Annotated in this window: 14 protein-coding genes; 5 read left to right on the top strand and 9 right to left on the bottom strand. The window is 45.1% G+C overall.

Features of this window, described 5'->3' with window-relative positions:
- Positions 1 to 52: 52 nt before the first annotated feature.
- The 7 genes from ACTQ16_RS13120 to ACTQ16_RS13090 all read right to left on the bottom strand — a co-directional run bounded on the left by ACTQ16_RS13120 (position 53) and on the right by ACTQ16_RS13090 (position 10,886).
- Positions 53 to 1,336: an L-cysteine desulfidase family protein gene (locus ACTQ16_RS13120; protein ID WP_441933614.1), complete on the bottom strand. Its 1,284-nt coding sequence runs from the start codon at positions 1,334 to 1,336 to the stop codon at positions 53 to 55.
- A 151-nt stretch (positions 1,337 to 1,487) separates the two neighbouring features.
- Positions 1,488 to 2,675 carry a TlpA family protein disulfide reductase gene (locus ACTQ16_RS13115; protein WP_441937797.1) on the bottom strand — a complete coding sequence of 396 codons (1,188 nt, stop codon included), beginning with the start codon at positions 2,673 to 2,675 and terminating at the stop codon, positions 1,488 to 1,490.
- Positions 2,676 to 2,713: 38 nt separating this feature from the next.
- Positions 2,714 to 4,135, bottom strand: a complete 1,422-nt coding sequence (locus ACTQ16_RS13110; RefSeq protein ID WP_427865636.1) for a RagB/SusD family nutrient uptake outer membrane protein — start codon at positions 4,133 to 4,135, stop codon at positions 2,714 to 2,716.
- Between the two features lie 3 nt (positions 4,136 to 4,138).
- Positions 4,139 to 7,663: a SusC/RagA family TonB-linked outer membrane protein gene (locus ACTQ16_RS13105; protein ID WP_441937795.1), complete on the bottom strand. Its 3,525-nt coding sequence runs from the start codon at positions 7,661 to 7,663 to the stop codon at positions 4,139 to 4,141.
- Positions 7,664 to 7,851: 188 nt separating this feature from the next.
- Complete coding sequence (locus ACTQ16_RS13100) at positions 7,852 to 8,820, bottom strand: FecR family protein (protein ID WP_349226358.1); 969 nt, start codon at positions 8,818 to 8,820, stop codon at positions 7,852 to 7,854.
- An 80-nt stretch (positions 8,821 to 8,900) separates the two neighbouring features.
- A complete protein-coding gene (locus tag ACTQ16_RS13095) occupies positions 8,901 to 9,395 on the bottom strand; it encodes an RNA polymerase sigma-70 factor (RefSeq protein WP_441937794.1) in 495 nt (164 codons plus the stop codon).
- 87 nt (positions 9,396 to 9,482) lie between these two features.
- A complete protein-coding gene (locus ACTQ16_RS13090) occupies positions 9,483 to 10,886 on the bottom strand; it encodes a C1 family peptidase (RefSeq protein ID WP_297157215.1) in 1,404 nt (467 codons plus the stop codon).
- A 177-nt stretch (positions 10,887 to 11,063) separates the two neighbouring features.
- On the opposite strand from ACTQ16_RS13090, the gene dxs reads away from it, so the two are divergent.
- The 4 genes from dxs to ACTQ16_RS13070 all read left to right on the top strand — a co-directional run bounded on the left by dxs (position 11,064) and on the right by ACTQ16_RS13070 (position 16,831).
- Entirely contained in the window at positions 11,064 to 12,956 is a 1,893-nt protein-coding gene (gene dxs, locus ACTQ16_RS13085) for a 1-deoxy-D-xylulose-5-phosphate synthase (protein ID WP_294970935.1), read from the top strand.
- Positions 12,953 to 14,296, top strand: a complete 1,344-nt coding sequence (gene trkA, locus ACTQ16_RS13080; protein WP_294970933.1) for a Trk system potassium transporter TrkA — start codon at positions 12,953 to 12,955, stop codon at positions 14,294 to 14,296. The genes dxs and trkA overlap by 4 nt, the downstream gene beginning before the upstream one ends.
- A gap of 42 nt (positions 14,297 to 14,338) precedes the next feature.
- Positions 14,339 to 15,796 (top strand): TrkH family potassium uptake protein, encoded by a 1,458-nt coding sequence (locus ACTQ16_RS13075; RefSeq protein ID WP_441937792.1) that lies wholly within the window; start codon positions 14,339 to 14,341, stop codon positions 15,794 to 15,796.
- A gap of 72 nt (positions 15,797 to 15,868) precedes the next feature.
- Positions 15,869 to 16,831 carry a type I phosphomannose isomerase catalytic subunit gene (locus ACTQ16_RS13070; protein WP_153121921.1) on the top strand — a complete coding sequence of 321 codons (963 nt, stop codon included), beginning with the start codon at positions 15,869 to 15,871 and terminating at the stop codon, positions 16,829 to 16,831.
- 113 nt (positions 16,832 to 16,944) lie between these two features.
- Here the strand turns inward: ACTQ16_RS13070 and ACTQ16_RS13065 are convergent, their stop codons facing one another.
- Both ACTQ16_RS13065 and ACTQ16_RS13060 read right to left on the bottom strand, forming a co-directional pair.
- Positions 16,945 to 17,943 (bottom strand): DUF4435 domain-containing protein, encoded by a 999-nt coding sequence (locus ACTQ16_RS13065; protein WP_295348364.1) that lies wholly within the window; start codon positions 17,941 to 17,943, stop codon positions 16,945 to 16,947.
- 103 nt (positions 17,944 to 18,046) lie between these two features.
- On the bottom strand, positions 18,047 to 18,865 hold the full coding sequence (locus ACTQ16_RS13060; protein ID WP_153121923.1) for an AAA family ATPase: 819 nt from the start codon (positions 18,863 to 18,865) through the stop codon (positions 18,047 to 18,049).
- 175 nt (positions 18,866 to 19,040) lie between these two features.
- Here ACTQ16_RS13060 and ACTQ16_RS13055 point away from each other — a divergent pair, with 175 nt between their 5' ends.
- On the top strand, positions 19,041 to 19,985 hold the full coding sequence (locus ACTQ16_RS13055) for a DMT family transporter (RefSeq protein ID WP_441937790.1): 945 nt from the start codon (positions 19,041 to 19,043) through the stop codon (positions 19,983 to 19,985).
- The last annotated feature ends 214 nt before the right edge of the window (positions 19,986 to 20,199 follow it).

Below are 20,199 nucleotides of genomic sequence, written 5' to 3'. Positions count from 1 at the left end.
GAGGTGTTTCTTGCGAGCCTTTTGATAAAGTATGTAAAAAAGACACTCTTCATTATTTATGTGTCATGATATCAAGCACCATATCGTCGGTTGCTCTCATCGCATCGGCACCGATACTTGTAAGATTGTGAATACATTTATCCACATCATCATCTACGATGCCCTCTGCCGATGTCACGCATTTGCCTTCCATCGAAAGAAGAGCGGAAAGCAGGGCGGTACTGACACCCGAAGAAATCTTCAAGGCACAGCTAGGTTTGGCACCATCGCAGATCATACCTGTAAGGTTTGCCACCATATTCTTGACAGAATTGCAGATGCGGGTATAATCACCACCCATCAGATAGGTGATACCGCAACTGCTGCCCGTACTGGCTACCACGCAACCACATAGAGCTGAGAGTTTTCCCAAGCTCTGCTTGATATAGATAGCCGTCAAGTGACTGAGCATCAAGGCACGGATCATTTCTTCCTCAGTATTCTCATTCTCCAGAGCATATACCACAACAGGGTTGGTAGCACAGATTCCCTGATTGCCGCTACCGCTATTACTCATCACCGGAATCATGGCTCCACCCATACGGGCATCGCAAGCAGAAGCGGTACTGGAGATGATGTGAGAGAATATATTATTACCGAAGATGCCATGACTCAAAGGACGATCCATTGTCTTACCGAGACAATGTCCATAATTACCCTTGATACTCAATTCAGCAGCCTTCATATTATATTCCTTGGTCTTGAGGATGAAAGAGATTTCATCAAGCGGAGCTGTTGTTGCAAACTCGTAAACCATCGGGAAATTGAGTTGGATGTCGTCATCAGCCTCATCGCCCACAGCACCGCCACGCTTGTCGAAAACCACCTCACCATTACGCTCAACATACACAAAATGGGTATGAGAACCGGAGATAATTGCCGTAGCCTGGTCTTCACCGGCATGACAGATGATTTCGATATAGAGTTTATCCACATCACCCTGCTTCAGTTTGATGTTGATATCCGCATCCTTGATATATTGTTTGCCCTGCTCCAGACTGTCGGGAGTGAGGTCTTTCAACACTTCCAGCTGATATTCAGGCTTTCCGATGAGCGCACCCAGCGATACGGCGATAGGCAAACCGATCATACCCGTGCCAGGAATGCCGACACCCATCGCATTCTTGAGCATATTAGGACTCAGAAGAACTTCAATACGTTCAGGGCGCTTGCCCAATGTAGTAGCAGCCTTGGCTGTACATAGTGCCACAGCCATCGGTTCGGTACAGCCGATGGCAGGAACCACCTCTTTATTAACGAGCGCAATGATGCGCTCACGCTTACTTTTCTCTAACATAATCTATATAGCTTTTATATAAATAACGTTCTTACCATTATTTCGGGTACAAAAATACAAAAAATAAACCGTATTTCACGATATTATCGAAAAAATACGGTTTATCTTTATATAAATGGAGCACTTTAGCCAAACTTTTCGTCTAAATATCTTATTTCGAGAATAGTTCAGCCAACTTTGCAGCCAATTCCGTACCACGGATATTCTCAGCAATACACTCACCTGTAGTTCCATCTACCAGGAAGATGGCAGGAATGAACTTTACCTTATAAGAATCAGCTATACCGGCACGGTCAAGTCCGTTAGGCCAAGAAAGTTTCTCCTCAGCAAGCGCTTTCTTCCAAGCAGTTTCATTCTTATCGATAGAAACACTTACTATTTCCAGTCCCTTTCCTTTATACAGTTCATAAAGTTTTTTGAGGTTAGGAATTTCCTTGCGGCAAGGTCCACACCATGAAGCCCAGAAATCAACCAGATAATACTTCTTTCCCTTTACACAAGAAGCCATGCTCACCTTAGAACCATCAACTTGCTGGAGTTCGAACTGAGGCAAAGTCTCACCTGTAAGTCCCTTTGGATTAATCTGCTCGTTGAGAAACTTTCCATAGAAGCTATTCTTAGCTGTTTCTGAGAACGAATTCCATTCCTTGGAGTTTTCCTTGGTGAAATAGTTCAAGGTACAAAGCATGGCGAAAGGTCCCCACCAGGAATCCTTGTTGTCTGAATACAACTTTCCATAAGAAGACTCTACCGTATCAAAGAAATTCTTCTGTTCGGTAGCCATCTCTTTTCTCTCGTCACTATCTTCCAAAACTTTCATCTTAGCTTTATCCTTTGCCTGGTAAGCCTTGCTCTGTTCTGCAATCAATTTTTTATGCTTATCGTTTATATCCTTATACATCTTATCAAGCATATCCCTCACTGAACCGATTTTTGTCTGATATTCATCGTTCATAGCACTGCCAGAAATCTTTACATTGCTGGTATAAAAACCTGTGTTCACCCCATCATTGATGGGTTTGGCATCGAGAGACACCTGCACTTTTTCGCCACCTTTGGTCATCAGACTAAAAGTGAAAACACCGTTTCTTGGACCGACACCGATAAAACGAGCCTCTGTAACAGGGATGGTTAAAGTAAGTTTTCCACCCTTTACCACACCTTTAGCGAGAGGTTTCTCATTACGATGGGTAGCAGCCAGGACGGCTTCCATTTCCGTACCATCAGGCACACCATTCAAGATTGCATCAATGATACACTCGTCTGCATTCTGAGCATGAGCACTCATCACAGAGATGAGCGCCAATGCCAATGAGAAAATTGTTTTTTTAAAAATCATATTTGTACAATTACTAGAAAGATTTATTTTAACGTTCATTACTTCTCCACATTCTGTACGAAACTTCCGTTGCCAGGATTATCAATGGCTCCCTTAGGGAATGGGAAGGTCCAGAGATGAGAGGATGGAGCAAGACTTATCTGCTTGCCATCTATCTCTTTTGTCAGCGTGCGGGCATAGGTACCTTCAGCATTTAAGCGACGAGCATCGCCAAACGGCACAATAGAGAAGATAAGTTGATTATCCTTAGCTTGACGTATATACCGGATAGCTTCTGCCACAGAGGACGCCGATAGTGGCTGATATTTCTCTGGAAGGATATATGTCTTACGCACCTCATTGAGCACATCCATAGCATCTGTCAACTGTTTCTTACGAGCCAAGCATTCAGCCTTGATAAGATACTGCTCCACGGTTCTCATACCAGCAAGATTGATATAGCCATTGGTCAACCCCTGATAATAAGTTTCTGCACCCATCGTTCTTAGTTTCCAATTGCTCAAGAAATAAGCATCTCCCTCTTCGAATCCGGCAGCACGATTTACCGGTATCTTGAATATCGCAGATGCATAGTTGGAACTATTATCGGCATAATTGAAATTATAACAGTCCTGGCTATCAAATCCCAATGGCGTTTTCAAAGAAGGATAAACACCCTCTTGGCCTATCACACCCTTATTATCATTATAGAATCCAACCCAATCAACCAACTTATCATTAATGGCAAGAGCCTTATCAGCAAACTCCAACGCCTTTTCATAGTTCATCATCTGAAGATAGGTACGTGCCAACATAGCATAGGCAGCTCCCTTGCCCGGATGGAGGAGCGTGGTACCCATATCTGGAAGATCAGCTACCGACGTGTTCAAATCATTCAAAATGAATTCATAGATTTCCTGAATGGTGGCCTGATGATAAGGAGCATTCTGAAGACTGCTTGTAATCAGAGGCACACTCAACTTACTGGCAGCATTTGAAGGCTCGTAGGTATCAGCATAATAATTAGCGAGATTGAAATAGTTCATCGCACGCAACACTCTGGCATATGCCATCACCTCAGCCTTTTCTTTCTCAGTACCTTCTGTTGTATTAGGCACATCTTCCAATATCAGATTGCAGGTATTGATAGTGCCATAAGCCACATAATAAGTACTCTCATCTGCAGAGTTCCAATAGGCACGATCGGTTTCCTCCTCCCAATTGTAGTTAGCCTTATACATCGGATAATAACTGGCATACGAATTGGTGAGATATTCATCATTAAGCAAATAGCACGTTTGCAAAACCGGCATGCGATGAGTACCATACTCGTAACGGAGAAAAGCCTCATAGTCGGCGAGCGACTTAGGGATGCGTTTGCCCTTTGGTTCTATATTGAGATAGTTATCGCAAGAGGCAAGTCCCATAACCATGCCCAGCAACAACACCATATATACTAATTTCTGTTTCATTTTCTTCATTATTTAAAAGTTGAGATAAATGCCTAACACATAGTTGGTGGCATTATAACCACCCAGCTGGTACTTAGCCTGTTTGGTCTTTGCCCAGAAGAACGGATTCTCCACATTAGCCTGAACACGGGCACTCTGCATATAGAGCGAACGGCACAGCGACTTTGGCAAATGATAAGCCAGAGAAATGTTGTTCAGACGAATATAACTGGCATCAAGGATATTGATATCAGAATAAAAATAAGTACTATACAAAGAAGATGCTGACAAACCACTTTCGGCAAAAACAGCCTTTGGCACATTGGTATAAGCCTCATCACCTGGTTTCTGCCAACGATTAGCAAGTCCGGCACTAGCTCCCGCAATATTGGAGATATATCCTACGCTGGAATAACTGCAAGTGAGGAAAGCAGGATTGGCATTGCGCATCTTATGACCACCCGCAAAAAGGAACTGCATACTGAAATCGAAATCCTTGTAGCTGATACTGGTTCCGAAAGATCCACTATACTTAGGAGTGGTAGTACCCATGTAAGAGATGGCATCCAATGTCGTTGGCTGATTAGTTACCTTCTCACCATTCTCATTATACACCTGTGGCAATCCTTCTTCACTCAATCCAGCCCACTTATAGCCATAGATTGCATTATATTCGTTGCCGATAATAGGATAAGCCGAAGGGTAATCCAACTGAAGAATATAAACCGGCGCCTTTACATTTACATAAGTCACCTCATTCTTATTATAAGCATAAGTCATATTGGCTCTCCATGAGAAATCCCTGGTACGCAGAACCTCACCACTCAGGGAAATTTCTACACCACGATTGTACATCTCGCCATTGTTGATGGTATAGGTGCTGTAGCCCCAACCTTCAGTAGGTACACCCATGGAAGAAGCCAGGAGGTCGGTACCCTTCTTGTCGTAATACTCTACAGTACCATTGAGTCGGTTCTTAAAGAGCGAGAAATCGATACCTATATTAAAGGTATTGGTTTTCTCCCAGCTCAGCATCGGATTGGCACGCGACTGCACATATCCCTGTGTACCTCCCACATGCCCGTTATTATTATAGCTTGCCACCATATAAGGGGCAGAATTCTTAGATACGTTACCGGCAATACCATCAGAAACACGGAGTTTCAGATAATTGACCCAATCTGCGTGGAAGAACTTCTCCTTACTGATAATCCAACTGGCACCTACCGACCAGATAGGCTTGTTCTGAAACTTCGAACTGGTTCCCCAGAGATTAGAGCGGTCCCATCGTAAACTACCAGTCAAGCTATAACGGTCATCGTAAGTATAAGCAGCATTACCATATACCGAAACATAACGGTTTACATTCTCATAAGAAGCAGACAAATCAGTCGCAGTCATAGATTTATATCCCAGCACACCCGCTATACCTTTCAACAAATCAGCATTATTCACCATATTGGATGTTAACATCTGAGAATCATAGTTAAACAGTTTGTCTCGATGCAATTCCTGCTTGTTCTGGATGGTTTCCGTGCCCAGAATAGCAGTTACGCTGTGAACATCCTTGAAAGTCTGATCAAAACTCAACTGCTGACGGAAATTATAAGCAGAGGTATATTGGTCTGAACGAACCAGGATATCCCCATAAGGAATCACATAATTGACAGAGCCATCACCATTATCGGTTGCATACCCGTTTACCACACCCCGAACCTGCACAGAAGCTTTATCAGCCCAGTTTTCACCACGATATGAAGCTCGTTCGTACTGGAAGGAAGCAGCATACTTCAAACAGGGCAGAATCTGTACATTCAGACGGGCAAAAGTTCGTAAAGCCAACTCCTTGTTGGTGGTAATCTGACGATCCAGCTCTTCCAAAGGAGTGATATCCATATTATAAAGACCATACTTCTGATAGATAGCCAAAGTACTTGCATCATATCTCTCACTCATCGGCTTGGTATAACAAGAGCCATCAGCATTCACTAAATTATCGTATGGCAAAACAGAATATCCAGGAGAAAGGACATTGTAGTTCTGTGTCTGATCCTCACCCACCTTTAGGTAAGCACCTAAATCCAAAGAAAGCCATTTTGTGAAATGAGAAGTATTGGTAAGGTTGATACCTAAACTCTGATTATTGGAATACTTATCTTCAAGGGTATTATACTTATAAGTGACCGAAGCCTTGAAGAGATTATTCACCGAGTTGTTTACAATATTCATATTATACTGCTGATACAACGGATCGCGCTTAGCATACTTCTTCATCTGGTCATAGTAGTTATAACCTTTTCCAGCCAAATCAGTCAGTTTAGCATTCATTTCTGACTCAGAGATATTGCCTGCATAATAATTCAAGATATTGCAGATACCCGCGCTCGTATAGATTTTCTGATCCAACATATTCTGAGCGTATACCTTAGCTCCATTGCCTGCAAGATTCGGATTCTGCGCAGCCCACTCCTTCTCCAAATCAATAACAAGAGAAGAATTGGCGAGATAATCTGTATAATAAGAATAAGGATGCCAGGTAAGAGAAGCATTGAAAGAGACATTGGTCTTACCCTTAGCTGCCGATTTCTTGGTAGTGATGACAATGACACCATTGGCAGCACGAGCACCATAGATGGAAGCAGCAGCAGCATCTTTAAGAACAGTAATACTCTCAATATCATCCATATTCAAATCAGGGATTTCCTCGGTAATATCACCAGTTCCATTGCCGGTCAACTTAGTTTTCTCTACTGGAAAGCCATCTATGACATAGAGAGGAGAAGCAGAGGCATTCATCGTGGTTACGCCACGAATCATGCCGTCATTATATCCGGCAACCTCGCCAGCCAGCACAGTAGAGAGATTACCCAACCTCTTGTCTTTCAGTTCATCAGCTGTTACCTTGGTAAAAGCACCGGTTGCACGCTCCTTAGAGATTGTCTGATAACCCGTTACAACCACTTCACCAAGTATGGTCTTATTTTCAGACATCACAATCTTCACATGATCCCTACCAGCCACCTTTACCTTCTGGTCATTCATACCGACAAACGAAACCGTAACCTCATGACATCCTTTAGGAATATAAAACTCAAAATTACCATCCGTATTAGTCACGGTTCCAAAAGGACTGCCAGGCACTACAACAGAAGCGCCAATCATAGGTTCTCCATCCTCATCGGTAATTGTTCCTGAGAGGGGGCGGATGGCAGCTCCATTATCTGTAGCTTCAGCTGCAGTTTTATGTTGCAAAACCTTCTTGACGGTAATAAACTTACCACTTACTGAGTAAGTGAAAGGTTTACCATGTAAAATCTGCTTTACGGCAGTTGAGGCAGAAGCATTCTTCAGATGAACCGTTGTGGTATAGGGATTTACGTCCTCTATCACAAAACTCACCTTATAATCCGACTCCTGCTGTACTTTTCTCAATGCAGAAGCCAAAGACTCATTAACGAGCGACATCGTGATGCCTCTCTTTGCATTCTGTCCTCCTACAGGCAATGCCATCCATAAAGTCAGGACAGCAAACATGAATACACATCTTATTTCTTTCATATTTCTCTCTTTTTCGTTAATACTATAATAAAAATACGTTTCTGACAGCGAATCGGTAACATCTACTTTCAAAAAATAATGAAAAAAGTTTGTTTTCTTACAAATAAAACTAAAACATCGGCATTTTCAGGAATTATAATTTCCCAAAAATGCCGATGTGACGATACATCAAGATTTACTTAAATACCTTATTCTATATATATAGTATTTCCCTTAAAACTAACCTTTGCAACTCCCAGATTATTCAAGAGTCCTATAGCATCCTCTATACTGCCACTCTTATCTGCGGAGAAATCGAGATGCTTGGTTTTGACTGCAGGATTTCTAAATACCACCTTACTCTGATAATATGCTGCAAGATTATCCAAGATGTATTCCAAAGTCTGGTCGTGATAATAGAGCACACCATCTGCCCATGCGGTAGTTTCATCCGTATTTACATTAATTATCTGCCCAGAAACAGTCTCCTTTGCACTTAAGGAATATTGCTGTCCCGGATTCAATGTCACAGGTTTATGCTGACTGTTCTTTGCCAGGACTTCCACCTTTCCCTCAACCAAAGTCACTTTACAGTCACTACCCTGATAAGCCTTGATATTAAAAGAAGTACCCAAGTCCTTGGTCAAGACACCACCTGCATCCACCACAAAAGGACGCTTACTGTCGTGCCTTACCTTGAAGAATGCTTCTCCTTCAAGATGCACCATACGCTCTGCTCCCTTAAAGCAGTGGGGATAAGTAATCTTACTATTACTATTGAGCTTTACTTCAGTGCCATCAGCCAGTGTCAGAGTAATCATCTCACCATCTGCAGTCTGAAGCATTGTCATACCTTGTTCAGAAGATACATTTTGCGTTATCCGATTTCCGGTAGCTTCATCAATAGTCTGCCTGGAGCTCACCCACTGCCATACAAAAACTATCGCCAACATAGCAGCAGCGCCCATCAGAGCACTCATCAGCATTCTCATCATCGGATATTGATGTTTCACAGGCTCTTCGGCATCCGAATTTTCTTTGCCTACTATCTTCTCCAACTCCTTGTCAAGGTTTGGCAGAGGATATGTTTTTCGTATCATAGCCTGTTCTATGGCAACCAAGTCTTGGATGTCATTCTGTAAACTCTCATCATTAAAAATATCTGTTTGCTTCATCATATTTCTATTTCTTTACTAAAAATAATACGTTTTACCTACCAAAATAGTAACATCCCCAATTGAGATTCTTTTGATTATTTTCAAGTTTTTATTTGATGATAATGTTCTCTTAACAGTTTCAAGGCCTTTATGATATGGCGCTTGACCGTTTCCTGACAGACATTCATCTCATCTGCTACTTCCCGATATTTCTTATGGTTAAGATAACATTCTTCCAAAACATGACGAGTAGTATCCGGTAACAAATCCAACATTTCTTCTACTTGCCGCTGACGTTCTTTCTGGATATCATTATCTTCATAGTATTGATCTACTGCATGAAGATAGTAATCGGCATATTGTGCATGAACAGCTGTATGCCGAAGATAGTCTAAACACTTATTTTTCACGGTTTTAAGCAAGAAGGCTGGTAAGGTTTGCATGTCATAGGAGTCGAAATTCTCCCATACGTGAGCAAAAACGCCACTCACGATATCTCGGCTTGCCTCCTCATCTTTCAGAAGTTGCAGCGCATAATAATATAATCGACCATAATATGATTTGAAAAAATGCCCAAAAACTTCCCGCTTATTCATCTATACCTAATTCTATGTTGATTACTAGAAACAATATGCCATATATGGCGCATGATACACCATATATGGCTTTGAATATTCTTATTATTAGTCTTCCAACTGGAACAGAGGATCATCTGGAGTCAGCATGGTTGGCTTCTGGTCGAATTCCTTCAAGAGCTGCTCAGAAGCATACTTCTTGTTTACTACCAGGCGGAACATGTACTCATTGAACCAATCGTTGGTCATGATGAAGCATCCACCAAAACCATTGTCAGCACCCCAGCTGTTCTCAACCTTCCACTTCACAGGCTTGCCTGCTGCATCCAGATCAACGGCAGTCAGAGTCATGGCATGAGTAGAACCGCTATCGAAAGTAGCGATGCGGTCAGCCTTGTTCATTGGGAATGTTGTATTGAAGAGGCTGCCATAGTCGAAGTTATCGAGAGCCAGATAGCCACGCTTTCTGTCGAGCTGCTTGCCCACATCATAGCTTGAATACATCTTATGACCATCCTTCAGGGAAGCGATAGCGAGCTGGGCTATCTCCTCCATAGGCAGGTTCAGGTATTTCCAGTTATGACCATCATAGGTATGACGGTCGTATTCTACCTCGTATGTCTTGTGATAAGGACGGCGTGGGTCGTTCATCACCATGATGAAGGTGCCGTTGAGATCCTTACCAACCGTCTCCTCATAGAAACTCTTAGGAGTATACTTCTTAGCCTCACCAATCTGCTTGCCATCCTTATCACGGAAAGCATAAGTGAATTCCTTTACAGGCTCGCCCAAAGTAAGGCTGAGCATGCGATAAACCTGAGCCAGCATTTCTGTCTTACGAGCCTGGATAGCAGCAGGTTTCTTTCCCTGAGCTACCATCTTGCGGAGTTCCAGACCATATTCACGGAGCTTGCTGCTGATAAGGCGGCTCATCTTGGAAGTATTGTTGCTGGAGAAAGTCTCAGGCTGAGCGCTCATAGGCACGAGACCATATTTGTTAGCCAGGTCGGCAACGCCACAGAAAGTACCACCGTCGTTGAGAGGGTTCTTGAAGAAGAACTGCACCTGAGGATCCTCGATGCTCTTCTTACCGAGGTCGATGACACCCTGAAGCATGAGGTTAGCCTTCTCCAACTGGTCGTAGAAGAAGAGATAATCCTGAGAATACTCCACCACTCTACCCTGCTTGTCGTTGACAGCAAAGTTGGAACGGAGCACATTGAAGCCGCTGAACATCCAGCAACGGCCCGAACTCTTCTGATTATGAATGCTCTGAGAAGGAGTCTCGATGCTGAAATGGGTATCAACAGGAGCCTCATTGGCATGATTCTTTACCAGGTCATCGATATTGTTGTTAGCAACAGCATTAAAGAGAGCCTTGTGTGCAGCACATGCATGGTTCTTCTCCATCTGCTGAAGAGCAGACTGACTGATGCCGCCCCCCTTGGTCTGCGCCATCATAGACATGGAAGCCATCAGCATGGCTCCAATCAGTAATACGTTTTTTCTCATTCCTATAAGGTATTTAATTGCTTGTTATTAATTTATTATTCAGACTTTTCATTCTATTCCTCCAAAATTCCTTTGCAAAAATACAAAGAATTATCGGAAAAATCGAAAATATTGCCTCAAAAGTGCTTTATATAGGAAAAAAGCATTATCTTTGCAGAAGATTTTCACAAAGAAAACATGGACAAGAACAAGTTTAGTCTATTAAGTAAAATAAAATACCCAGAAGATTTGCGCAAGTTGAGTATTGACCAGCTGCCGCAAGTTTGTAAAGAGTTAAGAGAAGACATTATCGACGAGGTTGCCGTAAATCCTGGTCATTTTGCCTCCTCTCTTGGTGTGGTTGAAATAACCGTAGCCCTTCATTATATCTTCAACACCCCTTACGACCGTATCGTATGGGATGTAGGACATCAGGCTTACGGGCATAAAATCCTGACAGGTCGCCGCGACAACTTCTGTACCAACCGCAAGTTGCACGGCATCCGTCCATTCCCTACTCCTTTGGAAAGCGAATACGATACCTTCGCCTGCGGACATGCGAGCAATTCCATTTCCGCAGCACTCGGTATGGCTGTTGCTGCAAGAGAAACTGGAGAAACCAACCGTAATATCGTTGCTGTCATCGGCGACGGTGCGATGAGTGGCGGACTGGCTTTCGAGGGCTTGAACAATGTTTCGAGCACCCCGAACGATATGCTCATCATCCTCAACGACAACGATATGAGTATCGACAGGGCCGTAGGTGGTATGGAAAAATACCTTCTCAATCTGGATACCAATGAAACTTACAACAGGCTCCGCTTCAAGGCTTCACAGTGGCTACACTCCAAAGGGTATCTGAACGAAGACCGTAAAAAGGGAATCCTACGTCTTAACAATGCGCTGAAGTCTGCATTGAGCCATCAGCAGAACATCTTCGAAGGAATGAACATCCGATATTTCGGTCCGTTCGACGGTCACGATGTCAAGGAAGTGGCGAGAGTGCTGAAACAGCTCAAGCAGATGAAGGGTCCTAAGCTGCTGCATCTGCATACTACCAAAGGCAAGGGTTATAAACCGGCAGAGAAGAGTGCCACCATCTGGCACGCACCGGGTAAGTTCGACCCAGAAACAGGTGAGCGACTGATTAAGGATACCAGCAACCAGCCGCCAAAATTCCAGGATGTCTTTGGCGAAACCTTGCTGGAACTGGCTCAAAAGAACCAAAAGATAGTAGGTGTGACTCCAGCCATGCCTACAGGATGCTCCATGAACATCATGATGAAGGCGATGCCTAACCGCACTTTCGATGTGGGTATTGCAGAGGGACATGCCGTCACCTTCTCTGGAGGTATGGCGAAAGATGGACTGATTCCTTTCTGCAACATCTACAGTTCGTTTGCACAGCGTGCCTACGACAATATCATCCATGATATGGCATTGCTCAATCTGCCGGTAGTCATCTGCCTGGACAGAGCGGGACTGGTAGGCGAAGATGGTCCAACCCATCACGGAGTCTTCGATATGGCAGCCCTCCGTCCGATACCGCATCTTACCATCGCTTCTCCTATGAACGAACATGAGTTGCGCAACCTGATGTATTCAGCACAATTGCCAAACCAGGGCAGCTACGTAATCCGCTATCCAAGAGGAAACGGTGTGCTGGTAGACTGGCGCAACCCGATGGAAGAAATCAAGACCGGTACCGGCAGAAAACTAAAGGATGGAAAGGACGTGGCTGTGCTCACCATCGGTCCTATCGGAAATGATGCAGCCAAGGCCATCGCCGAAGTAGAAACAGAAACAGGCATGAGCGTAGCCCACTACGATATGCGCTTCCTGAAACCTCTCGATGAAGACATATTAAAAGAGGTGGGAGAAAAGTTCAGCCGCATCATTACCATCGAAGATGGAGTAAGGATGGGCGGAATGGGTTCTGCCATACTCGAATGGATGAACGATCACGACTATCAGCCTCACATCACACGAATGGGAATACCAGATACCTTCGTGGAACATGGTACTGTGGCAGAACTGAGAGAAATCGTGCATCTGGATAAAGATTCAATCAAAGAAGCAATAAAGAAATGAAGATTATCATAGCTGGCGCATACGCCATAGGTACACACTTGGCGAGACTGCTGTCTCGCAGCAATGAAGAAATTACACTCATCGACGAAAGCGAAGAGCGACTGGCAAGCATCGGCTCAGACTGTGACCTGCTCACGATGGTAGGAAAGCCTACCAGTCTGAAGATTCTGCGTGATGCAGGAGCCGACTGTGCAGATCTTTTCATTGCTGTCACCCCCATAGAGAGTACCAATATCACAGCTAGCATCCTTGCCAAGAACCTGGGTGCAAAGCGTACAGTAGCCCGTGTTGACAATCCGGAATACATGGAGCCACAAGCACAGGAATTCTTCAAGAATCTGGGCATCAGCAAGCTCATCTATCCTGAGATGCTGGCTGCAGTAGATATCAATAACGGTCTGAAAATGAGTTGGGTTCGCCAGCGTTGGGATGTGCACGACGGAGCACTCGTCATGCTCGGCATCAAGCTGCGCGAAGGATGCGAAATCCTCAACGAACCGCTCAAGAACATCAGCGGTCCTAACGACCCATACCACGTGGTAGCCATCAAGCGAGGCAGCGATACCATCATCCCTGGTGGTAACGATGAACTGAAGCTCTACGACCTTGCCTACTTCATGACTACCCGCAACTATATTCCATATATCCGCAAGATTGTGGGCAAGGAACATTATGTAGACGTGAAGAACGTGATGATCATGGGTGGCGGACGCACTGCCGTAAGAGCCGTCAAGAAGATGCCTGAATACATGGAGTGCAAAATCATCGAGAAGGATGAGAACCGCTGCGAATATCTCAACGACATTCTGGACGAGAACAAGACCCTGATTATTCATGGTGATGGACGAGACATTCCATTGCTCACCGAAGAAGGAATCAGAAGCACCCAGGCATTCGTTGCCCTGACCGGCAATGCAGAAACCAATATCCTGGCTTGTCTTACAGCCAAGAGAATGGGTGTGCGAAAGACGGTAGCTGCCGTTGAGAATGTAGACTATGTGAGCATGGCAGAAAGTCTGGATATCGGTACCATCATCAACAAAAAGATGATTGCCGCCAGCTACATCTATCAGATGATGCTGGATGCTGACGTGATGAACGTCCGCTTCCTGATGAATGCCAATGCCGATGTGGCTGAGTTCATCGCCAAAGAAGGTTCCAAGGTTACCAAGAAACCGGTGAAAGACCTCGGTATGCCTATCGGTGTAACCATTGGTGGACTGGTACGCAAGAGCGAAGGTATGCTCGTTTCGGGTAATACCCAGATAGAACCAGGCGATTCGGTGATGGTATTCTGCCATAACATCAATATGAAGAAAATAGAGAAGTACTTTGTGTAATCAGCACACAAAGAACGATGATACAAAGGAAAATCAGATAAAATGATAAACAGTAAACTGATATACAAGGTCTTGGGGCAGCTGCTTTTCATCGAGGCATTCCTGCTCTTCATCAGTCTGCTGGTAGCCTATTACTATCAGCAGGATGATATCTTCGCCTTCATTGTGGCAACACTCATCACCATCGGAGGCGGACTTATCCTGAAATGGAAGGGCCATGGAGCCGACAACTCGATGTCGCGCCGTGATGCTTACCTCGTGGTTTCGCTCTCATGGATTATCTTCAGTCTCTTCGGTACGCTGCCCTTCATGGTAAGCGGCTACATCAACAACTTTACGGATGCCTACTTCGAGACGATGTCGGGATTCACCACCACGGGTGCCACCATTCTTGATGATGTAGAATGCTTCCCTCACGGTTTGCTCTTCTGGCGATCGCTCACACAGTGGATAGGCGGTCTGGGAATCGTGTTCTTCACCATCGCCCTGTTGCCATCGCTTGTAGGAGGACAGACCAAGGTGTTTGCTGCCGAGGCTACGGGTCCTATCAAGACCAAACTTCATCCCCGTCTTTCCACTTCGGCAAAATGGATATGGAGTATCTATCTTGTGCTCACCATTGCCTGCATCGTATCTTACTATGTGGCGGGAATGAACCTCTTCGACAGTTTCAACTATGCGATGACCACGACGGCAACGGGTGGTTTCTCTACCCACAACAGCAGTACCGAGTTCTTCCATTCACCAGCGCTAGAATACATCTGTACGTTCTTCTGCTTCCTATCGGGTGTGAACTTCACCCTACTTTATGCAGCAGTCATTAAGTTCAAGATCAAGGATCTGTTCAAGAACTCGGAATTCAAGTTTTATGCATTCCTGGTTGCGGCATTCACGGCTTTCATCATGGTAGAGCTGATGGCGATACGCAACTACGATATGGAGCATGCCTTCCGCAGCGCCGTCTTCCAGGTGGTTTCATTCATCACCACCACAGGCTTGTTTAATGATGATGCTGCCCTCTGGCCTCATGTCACCTGGGTGGTATTGGCAACCTGCATGTTCTTCGGAGCCTGCTCGGGCAGTACGAGTGGAGGTTTGAAATGTATCCGCGCCGTGATGCTGGTAAGAATGGTGAAGAATGAATTCCGCCAGATTCTGCATCCTAACGCCGTACTTCCATTGAAGATTGATGGCGTGAACGTACCGATGCAGAAACGAGTCACCTTGCTCGCCTTCCTCACCACCTATCTCATCATCTGTCTGGTTATCTCCTTCACGATGATAGCCATGGGCATCGACAACACCAATGCCATCACCATCACCCTGAGCTGTGTGGGCAACGTAGGTCCTACGCTGGGCACGGAGATTGGTCCGACGATGTCGTGGAGCGAACTGCCGGATGTGGCAAAATGGTTCTGTTCGCTGATGATGCTCATCGGACGTCTGGAGATATTCAGCGTACTGGTAATCTTTACTCCTGCCTTCTGGAGAGAGAACTAGAGTTCAAGTGAAGAGTAAAGAACGAAGAGTTCTATTACAATAGAACATTTTATCAACTAATTCCATAAAATTATGAAACCATTAAAATTTGAACCACTATTGAAGTCCACCATCTGGGGTGGAAACAAGATTATCGCCTTCAAGCATCTTGACATCAAACAGGAGAAAGTTGGCGAGAGTTGGGAAATCTCAGGTGTTCCTGGCAACGAGAGCATCGTAGCTGACGGCGAGATGAAGGGCAAGAAACTCAATGAGGTAGTTGCTGAGTTGAAGGAGAACTTCCTCGGTGCAGAGAACTACAAGCGTTTTGGCAACGAGTTTCCATTGCTTATCAAGTTTATCGATGCCAATACCGACCTTTCTATCCAGGTACATCCTAATGACGAAATTGCCAAGAAGCAGGGTAAGGAGCGCGGCAAGACCGAGATGTGGTATGCGCTGCCAAGCGAGCCAGATGCCAAGCTCTACAACGGCTTGAAGATGCAGATTACTCCTGAGCAGTACAAGGAGATGGTGGAGAATGATACCATCACCGATGCCCTGGCTCAGTATAACGTGAAGGAGGACGACTGCTTCTTTATCCCTGCCGGCAGAATCCATGCCATCGGAACAGGCTGTTTCGTTGCAGAGATTCAGCAGACCAGCGATGTAACCTATCGCATCTACGACTTCAAGCGCAAGGACAAGGATGGCAACTATCGCCAGCTCCACACCAAGGAGGCTGCCGAGTGCATCGACTACACCGTATTGCCAGACTATCGCCAGAACTACACTCCTGCCAAGAACCAGGGTGTTAGCATGGTACAGTGCCCTTACTTCACCACAGCCGTTTATGATCTCGATGAACCTATGACTTTGGATTATTCAGAGCTGGACAGCTTCGTGATTCTGATTGGCTTGAAGGGTGAGGCTAAGATTACCGACAACGAGGGTAACGAGATTACGCTCCAGGGTGGCGAGAGCATCGTAGTTCCTGCCTCTACCCAGACATTGAAGGTAGAAGGAACCTTGAAGTTCCTGGAGACATACGTATAAATTTAAAAGTAGAAAGGTAAAAGGGTAAAAAGGTAAAAAGAGCCTGGCGGAATGTCATCTGCCTGCTTTCTTTTTACCTTTTTACCCTTTTACCTTTTTACCTTTTTACTTTTTTACCTTTCTAAAAATCTTTCCACATCCGCCTGAATCTTCTGGAATTCCGGAGAGAACTGGTAGAAGGTGTTCTTCTTCATCATCATTTTCACCTTGCCCAGACTGTTCTCATAGCATGCCATCTCTGTCCGTGCCTGCTCGGTATGGACAGCCCTGGCACGGATTTCATTCTCCCTGACATTGCGCAGCGTATCGCAGACGCTCTGCACCAAAGGGAAAACCACCAGGTCGAAAAGATGATGACCCTGTATATATAAATAGGTATTATGCTCGTTTACCCCCAGATTATTCAGATACTGGATCATATCCGGCAGCTCATCCTTGAACGTCTTGAAGCGGCGCTCCAGCTGGAAAAGCTTCGCCCTCACCTTCTTGGCAAGATAATTGATAGCCTGCTGCGGGTCCTGGATTCTGACTGATGGCAATACGATGACCTTGTCAAACTCTGCCATATCAAAATGCATCGACATCTTGCAATGACGGATATAAAAGAGAAGATGCCATACGAAGAGCGGCCATATCGTACGGGAATACGCCTCCATGAATCTTTCGAAATCGAAGATATGGGCATCGTTCAACGTCACCATCACGCAGGTTTCATGCAAACCCTTGGAATAACACTGGAAATTCTCGATGGCATAAGCGTAGGTATGGAAGATATAGGGATTCTCCAGCATCTGCTGCGAGGCTTCGGTAGAACCCTGCCTCAGGAAATCATAGTCGGCATCCACGCAGGCTATCATATCCCTTCCCACTCCCTTGAGCATATTCACGATAGCCGCCTTCTTGCCACGGTCCAGATGGTTGTTGCGGGTAGGAAGCAGGATTTCGAAATAGCGCGTCTCATCCTCATACTTTCCCAATACCGAACGCCAGAAGAAGACATCATCGTAGCTTTCGACATAAGCCACTATCTTGCGCCGAGCCTTCTTCGAGGTCATCTTGTTGGCGGCCTCGAAGTAGAGGGAATTGATATTATCGGTTAAACGTTTAGCCATAATACTTTTAATTAATAATTTATAATGTATAATGTACAATGCCCCATTCTACCATTATACATTGTACATTATTAATTGTACATTATTAATTGTACATTATTAATTACGAAATCGTGATATCGTTCACATCCGTCACCCTGTCTGTCCATCCGTCCATCACCACAGCAGGACTATGGGTGGTCATGATGATCTGGATATTCGGATTCAGTTTCAATACCAGACCGATGAGCTGCTTCTGCCATTCGAAGTGAAGGCTGATTTCTGGCTCATCCATAAAGAGGACGTATGATTGGTTGTCCTCCACCAGCACGGTAAGGAGGATGGCGAGAATCTGCTTCTCACCAGCCGAAAGCTGATAAGGCGAGAGCTGCTCACCTATCTGGTTGAAGCGGATTTCGTTGGCTGTACGGATGATAGTCTTGCCGGTATCCTTGAAAAGACCATCTACTATATCCTGGAACATTCTCTTCGGTTCACTCAGTTGCTGAGCCTTGAAGGCAGCATCCGGTTCGCCACTCTGAAGCACGGCGATGATGCGGTTGCCGATGTTCACCTGATAATCCAGATACTTGCGCTGCAGCTGGAAGAGCTGCCAGTCGAGTTCGGTAACCAGAGTAAGGTCTATCTTGTTGATCATCTCGGCATTCATCAATGGTCTATCTACCGATCGGATTACATCATATCTAATCCACTTCGCCTCCTCCGGCTCCACCTTCAGATGCACGCCCTTGATCATGTGACTAGGAAATTCACCGCCAGCCGCCAAGCCCTTTACCACCTTATTTAATATAGTACTCTTGCCCACGCCGTTTACACCACTCAGGATATTGACACGGCGGTCAAGGTTCCAAAGAATATGTTTGGTACCGCTCCAAAGAGATTCTATCTCTATCTGTTTGATATAATCAGCATATTTCTGCATAAGAATAATCTCCTATCTTTAATAGTCAAGAACGGAAAAAGACTATTGTCTTAACTTCTTAACTCCTTTAACTTCCAAAAAATATACCGCAAATATAGCAAAATTCCTCGAAATTTTGTACCTTTGCACTCGATTTTATTCAAAATAAAGAAGATTTAAATAGAAATAAGGAAAAATGGATAACAAACGACCTCTTATCGCCCACCTGTGTCTCTTCTGTTCCGGCGCATTCTGGGGACTGATGGCTCCCGTAGGCAAGGATGCCATGCTTCACGGCATCAACGGCATCGACCTGGTGAGCTTCCGTGTTTTGGGTGGTGCTCTCCTCTTTTGGCTCACCTCATTATTCACCAAGAAAGAGCATGTTCCAGTAAAAGACATCTTCAAGTTTGCTGCTGCCGGACTCTTCGCCCTCGTGTTCAACCAGTGTTCTTACACCATCGGTCTGAACATGACCTCGCCTAGCAATTCCAGCATCATGACCACCTCGATGCCTATCTTCGCCATGGTTCTCTCCTTCCTGATATTGAAGGAGCCTATCACCTGGAAGAAGGCACTCGGTGTATTGATGGGATGCGCAGGTGCCGTCATCATCATCATGACGAGTGCTACGGCTGGCAATGCCAAGGTGGGAAACATCTGGGGCGACCTGCTCTGTATGTCGGCTCAGCTTTCCTTCGCCCTCTACCTGTCGCTCTTCAAGAACCTGCTGTCTAAGTATTCGCTCTTCACCATCAACAAGTGGATGTTCCTCTGGGCAACCATCATTATATGGCCTTTCACCATCAGCCACGTCATGAGCATCGACTTTGCCCATGTTCCGATGAGCACCTGGTGGGAAACGGGCTACGTAGTTCTATTCGGCACGTATCTGGGCTACATCTGCATGATGATTGGTCAGAAGACTCTGCGCCCTACCGTGGTGAGTGTATATAACTATGTGCAGCCGCTGGTATCGGTCACAGTGAGTGTCATCGTAGGTCTCGCCGTATTCAAGGGTATGCAGGCGATTGCCGCCATCCTTGTATTCTCTGGCGTATGGCTCGTAGTAAAGAGTAAGTCGAAGCATGATATCGACCAGCACGACCACAGTCTGGCTTACGAGAAAAGACATGCTTAAAAGAAGTTGGTGTGTCATAAGTCCGCTAGGCGTCCCGGCGGATTTGCAATCCGCCGCAAAAAAGGGTTCGACCTATTAAAACCGGGGGATTTATAATCCCCCAACAAAAGGAAAAAGCACACTTCTTTGCTGCGGATTGCAAATCCGCAGAGCCCAAATAGGTTAGGACTTTTTTTGACGCCGGATTGCAAATCCGGCGGGACGCCTAGCGGAT

The organism is Prevotella sp. LCP21S3_D2 (assembly GCF_052118345.1).
In the GTDB taxonomy this organism is placed as follows: domain Bacteria; phylum Bacteroidota; class Bacteroidia; order Bacteroidales; family Bacteroidaceae; genus Prevotella.
Note: the sequence above shows the minus strand (reverse complement) of the source record. Positions and strands in the feature narration are given on the sequence as shown.